The sequence below is a fragment of the Piscirickettsia salmonis LF-89 = ATCC VR-1361 genome, assembly GCF_000297215.2.
GTDB classification, from domain to species: domain Bacteria; phylum Pseudomonadota; class Gammaproteobacteria; order Piscirickettsiales; family Piscirickettsiaceae; genus Piscirickettsia; species Piscirickettsia salmonis.
The window spans coordinates 1-1,872 of sequence record NZ_AMFF02000227.1 but is presented as its reverse complement, the minus strand read 5'-3'; the positions used below and the strand labels follow the sequence as shown (position 1 = coordinate 1,872).

Below are 1,872 nucleotides of genomic sequence, written 5' to 3'. Positions count from 1 at the left end.
TGCGGGTTGTCACTTATTATTTTTACCCCCTTATTCTCCTGATTTAAACCCGATAGAGCATGTATGGTCACCGCTTAAAAATAGGGTTCGCATGAAGCTTGATCAAGATGAAATAAATTTAGAGACAGCGCTTAGTCAAGTAATGAAGTCAATGTCAGAAACTATTCGTTGAGTGCTATAACTAATTATTAAGGACCCTATATTTTAACTTAATCAGGGTCCTTCAAGAACACAACGACATGGGTTTAAATTAAAATAGTCAGCCTTATTTTTGCTTAGTCTGGCATGCTTCAACTTGCGCCTTGCGCTTTTGCCGCTTTACCTGTTTGGCCAACTCTATGGAGTCACCAATATGCTGATGGCCACGGTGCTTGGCCAACGCCATTTGGCGTTGACGTTCAGAAAAACGTGCCTTTTGTTCATCTGAAAGATTATTATAACAGTACGGGCAGCTCACTCCTTCAATATACAACGATGATGCCTTTTCTTGCTCAGTAATCGGATAGCGACAACCATGACATTGGTCATATTGACCTTTTTCTAAATCATGATTAACCGAAACCCTGTTATCAAAGACAAAACATTCGCCCTCCCACAAGCTCTCTTCTTTAGGCACTTCTTCTAAATACTTTAAAATACCACCTTCTAAATGATAAACCTCTTCAAAACCCTGCTTTAGCATATAAGCCGTTGATTTCTCACAGCGAATTCCACCGGTACAAAACATTGCCACTTTTTTGTGTTTTTTCGGATCTAAATTCTTTTCTACATATTCTGGAAACTCACGGAAAGTCTCAGTATTTGGATTTTCAGCCCGCTTAAAAGTGCCGATATCATATTCATAATCATTGCGTGTATCAACAACAATAACATCAGGATCGCTAATCAGCGCATTCCAGTTTTGCGCTTTCACATAATGACCGACAATCTCATTTGGATCAATACCATCGACACCTAAAGTGACAATCTCTTTCTTAAGTTTTACGCGCATGCGATAAAATGGTACTTCAGCTGCATCAAGATAAGATTCTTTATGCTCTAAAGCCCTTAAGCGAGAATCACTTTTTAAAAAATTCAAAAGATTATCTATAGCTTGGCGGCTCCCAGATACCGTGCCGTTAATCCCTTCTTGAGCAAGTAACAACGTCCCCTTAATGCCCTGTGCTTTACAAAAAGCAAGTAGCTTGGGTTGAATGTCTTTATAATCGGGTAACCGGGCAAATTTATACATTGCCGCTACAACAACTTGATTCATTAATGTTCCACCTATTTGATCGTAAGTCAAACGCCCACCCTATGAGCTTTCGGAATGAACACCATACAGGGTTTACTAATTACAGTCAAAATCTAACAAAATCACCCTGTCTTTAACCTGTTTTTTAAAACACCTGACAGCTAACTCTATGGCAAAATATATAAAATACAGCGATGCTTGCTTATTATAATATCTTAATGACGAATATCCCGGCCATTTCTCTTGAAAAACAACAAATTAAAATTAAAAAAATAACACTAGCTAAAAAATATAGTGTTATTGTTAATACTAAAAGCTAATTTACTTGATATAAAATTTACAGATAACAATAAACTAAAATGGTACAAGCATACCAATCGGTTTTTTGTGCTTAACGATTTGAATAAATTTCCCACTTTCAATTGCTTCCATTGCCTCTGCACGCCGTGTTGAAAGCTCTGTCATTGTCATTTCAATAACATCTGCAGGCTCAATAGCAATTTCTGCCTCTAATTTAGAATGCTTTTTCATGCTCTTCATAATTACCCTCCAACCCCTATTTTAGTCACTCTAGCACTATTTTACTAGAAAAACTCCACACCATCGATAATATAATTAATTCGTAAGCGTCGCTACCT

3 protein-coding genes are annotated in these 1,872 nt (G+C 37.2%); 1 reads left to right on the top strand and 2 read right to left on the bottom strand.

Translation table 11 applies throughout. From position 1 onward, the window contains the following. Window positions 1-172, top strand: a 172-nt coding sequence (locus tag C200_RS15625; protein WP_033923692.1) for a transposase, incomplete at its 5' end; no start/stop codon positions are given. A 93-nt stretch (window positions 173-265) separates the two neighbouring features. Here the strand turns inward: C200_RS15625 and trhO are convergent. Both trhO and C200_RS13670 read right to left on the bottom strand, forming a co-directional pair. Beyond that, a complete protein-coding gene (gene trhO / locus C200_RS13675) occupies window positions 266-1,255 on the bottom strand; it encodes an oxygen-dependent tRNA uridine(34) hydroxylase TrhO (protein ID WP_016212185.1) in 990 nt (329 codons plus the stop codon). A gap of 333 nt (window positions 1,256-1,588) precedes the next feature. After that, a complete protein-coding gene (locus tag C200_RS13670; RefSeq protein WP_016212182.1) occupies window positions 1,589-1,774 on the bottom strand; it encodes a hypothetical protein in 186 nt (61 codons plus the stop codon). Between the last annotated feature and the right edge of the window lie 98 nt (window positions 1,775-1,872).